This is a genomic window from Actinoplanes sp. NPDC048791, assembly GCF_040650095.1.
Classification (GTDB): domain Bacteria; phylum Actinomycetota; class Actinomycetes; order Mycobacteriales; family Micromonosporaceae; genus Actinoplanes.
This window is the reverse complement of record NZ_JBEZGQ010000967.1, coordinates 1-3,174: the sequence shown is the minus strand read 5'-3', so window position 1 is coordinate 3,174 and position 3,174 is coordinate 1. Positions and strand designations below refer to the sequence as shown.

The following is a 3,174-nucleotide window of genomic DNA, read 5'->3' as shown; positions in this document are numbered from 1 at the left end:
CGCGGACGATGCTGCGCAGGCGGGGCAGGCGCTCGCCGACTGCGCGTTCCGCGCCGTGGTCGGTCGGGCGGTAGTAGTCCGCGCCGATCAGATCATCCGGCACATACTGCTGCCTAACAACACCCTTGGGGTCGTCGTGTGGATACCGGTAGCCCTTGCCGTGACCAAGGCCACGTGAGCCCGGGTAGTGCGCGTCGCGCAGGGCCGGCGGGACGGCGCCGCCACGGCCGGCCCGGACGTCGGCCAGGGCCTCGCCCAGGGCGGTGGTCACGGCGTTCGATTTCGGGGCGGTGGCCAGGTGGACCACGGCCTGGGCCAGGTTGAGCTGGGCTTCCGGTAGCCCGACGGACTGCACCGCCTGGGCCGCGGCCGTCGCGATCAGCAGTGCCTGGGGATCGGCCATGCCGACGTCCTCGCTGGCGAAGATGACGATGCGCCGGGCGATGAACCGCGGGTCCTCGCCGGCGACCAGCATCCGGGCCAGCCAGTGCAGGGCCGCGTCCGGGTCGGAGCCGCGCATGCTCTTGATGAACGCGCTGATCACGTCGTAGTGGGCGTCGCCGTCGCGGTCGTAGCGGACCGCGGCCACGTCGACGGCCTGCTCGGCGGTGGCCAGGTCGATCTCGGTGGCGCCCTGGGCCGCGGCGGAACCGGCCGCGGCCTCCAGCGCCGTCAACGCCTTGCGGACGTCGCCGCCGGCCAGCCGTACCAGATGCTCCTCGGCCTCGTCGGTGAGCGTGACCGCGCCGCCCAGGCCGCGGGGGTCGGTGACCGCGCGGCGGACGAGCTGGCGGACGTCCTCGTCGCCCAGCGCCTGCAGGGTGAGCAGCACGCAGCGGGACAGCAGCGGGGAGATGACCGAGAAGTACGGATTTTCGGTGGTGGCCGCGAGCAGGGTCACCGTGCGGTCCTCGACCGCGGCGAGCAGAGAGTCCTGCTGCGTCTTGCTGAAGCGGTGCACCTCGTCGATGAACAGCACTGTCGGCGGGCCGCCGGCTCGGCGTTCGCGGCGGGCGGTGTCGATGACCGCGCGCACGTCCTTGACCCCGGCGGTCAGCGCCGACATGGCCACGAACTTGCGGTCGGTGGCCCCGGCGACGAGGTGGGCGATGGTGGTCTTGCCGGTGCCGGGCGGGCCCCACAGGATGACCGACATCGGCGTGGTGCCGGTGACGAGCTGGCGCAGCGGGGCGCCGGGGGCGAGCAGGTGCTGCTGGCCGACGAGCTCGTCGATGCTCGCCGGGCGCATCCGTACGGGCAGCGGAGAGTCCTCGGACCAGGCGGTGAAGCCGGCGGACGCCGCACCGGCCGGTGGCGCGGTGCGGACACCACCCGGCTCGGTCAGCGGAAAGAGTCCGTCGAATTCCATCGGCAACGACAGTACCGGCCCGCCCTCGTGTGCCGGAAATGCACCGAAGGCGGGCCGTATGCCGAAATCAGTGGATCAGCCGCGGCCGGGGCGACGGCCGTAGAACCGCCGGCCGCTGCTGCCGCTGCCGCCGGTGCGCGGGCCGCTGCCCACGCCGGCCAGGTACAGCGAGAGCAGGAGGAGACCCAGCGAGGCCATGGTCGAGAAGTTGAACAGGTCGGGAGCGCCGAGGTTGGTGTCGAAGAGATCGAGCAGCAGCCAGATGCCGAAGACGATCGCGGCGGCGATAGCAAGCATGGGTTCCTCCGAGGGGATGAGAGCACTTGTCGTGCTACTACCCCGGTGCTGGTCACGAGTAAACTCCACCGTGGATCGCCGGGACGGGCTCCGGCGCCGGGGCATCCACCGGTGCCGCCGGGCCACGGGCGACCAGATAGAGCGGCGCCGCCACCGCCAGGACCGCCGCACCGACCAGCAGCGACATCCGCAGGTCGGCCGCCGACGCCACCGCGGTCAGCGTGACCAGGCCCAGCGCGCCGGCGGGCTGGCTCACCATCGAGTTCAGCGACAGCAGACTGGCCCGGTACGGCCCGTCGACCTGACGGTGCAGCAGCCCGTTGTGCACCGGGCTCGCCGCCCCGTGCACGGTGTAACAGACCAGGTACGCCGCGATCACTCCCACCGGCCCGGCGAACAGGGCCATCCCGACCACCGTCACGCCCTGCAGGATCCGCAACACGAAGCCGGTCCACGGTGCTCCGATCCGGCGGGCCAGCAGCGGGATCAACGCCGCGCCCAGGGCCGAGGCCAGCCAGGCCACCGAGCCGACCGGACCCATCAGCGCCGATGCCCGGCCCGGGTCGCCGACGACCTCGGCCAGCCGGACCGGCATCAGGCTCTCGAACGCCACCATGCCGACGCCCCAGATAAGCTCCACCGCCTCCAGCGCCACGCTGACCCGGGAGCGCCGCAGCAGGCCCAGCGCGCCACCGATCGCCGCCGGCACCCCGCGCACGGACCGGGCCAGCGCGGCGAATCCGCGGCCCGGGCGCCGCTCGGTCATCAGCAGTGCCACCGCCGCCAGCGACACGATCTGCAGGCCCAGGGCGACGTAGACGGGCAAGCTCAGGGCTCCGCCCGGCACGGTCGGCCCGACGGCGACCAGACCACCGGTGAGCAGGGCACCCGTGGCGACGGCGACGCCCAGGACGACCCCGCTGCGGCTCAGGCCGGTCTCGATGTCGGCCTGCGCGTCGGCCGCCAGCGCGTGGTCGACGTACCAGGCCTCCAGCGGGCCGCTGTCCAGGGCGCGATAGAGGCCCTGCAACAGGTAGAAGATCATGAACATCAGCACCGAGTCGGCCACCGTGAGCAGCGACAGTGCGGTGATCTCGATGGCGCCGGCCAGCAGCAGCACCGGTCGCCGGCCGATCGCGTCGGACAGGCCCCCGGTCGGCAGCTCCAGCAGCAGGACGGCCAGACCTTGCAGGGCTGCCGCGGAGCCGTACTGGGCGAGGCTCAGGCCACGGTCCAGCGGAAGCAGCACGGTGACCGGGATCATCAGGCCGACCGGGAGCCAGCGCAGGGCGAGCAGCCACAGGAAGCGGCGCCGGGCCTGCACTGCTGTCAGCGCGGTCATGCCGGGTCCTCGATCCTCGGCACGGCGTACAGGTAAAGGAGAACCTGGCGGGCGTCCGGCGCCGGGTCGCTCTCGCCGCGGGCGCGATAGCGCTCGATGACCGCGTCCAGCTCGGAAGTCAGCGCGCTGAGCTGCTCGCTGCCCAGGCTGAGGATGTAGTCGGAGA

Annotated in this window: 3 protein-coding genes; all 3 read right to left on the bottom strand. The window is 72.7% G+C overall.

The window, feature by feature from the left end; all coding sequences use genetic code 11:
- Positions 1-1,369 (bottom strand): replication-associated recombination protein A (locus tag AB0C29_RS40595; RefSeq protein WP_360832309.1); only part of this gene is annotated, 1,369 nt, incomplete at its 3' end.
- Positions 1,370-1,444: 75 nt separating this feature from the next.
- Positions 1,445-1,666 carry a hypothetical protein gene (locus AB0C29_RS40590; RefSeq protein WP_360832306.1) on the bottom strand — a complete coding sequence of 74 codons (222 nt, stop codon included), beginning with the start codon at positions 1,664-1,666 and terminating at the stop codon, positions 1,445-1,447.
- Between the two features lie 52 nt (positions 1,667-1,718).
- Positions 1,719-3,008 (bottom strand): MFS transporter, encoded by a 1,290-nt coding sequence (locus tag AB0C29_RS40585; protein ID WP_360832303.1) that lies wholly within the window; start codon positions 3,006-3,008, stop codon positions 1,719-1,721.
- Positions 3,009-3,174 lie beyond the last annotated feature (166 nt).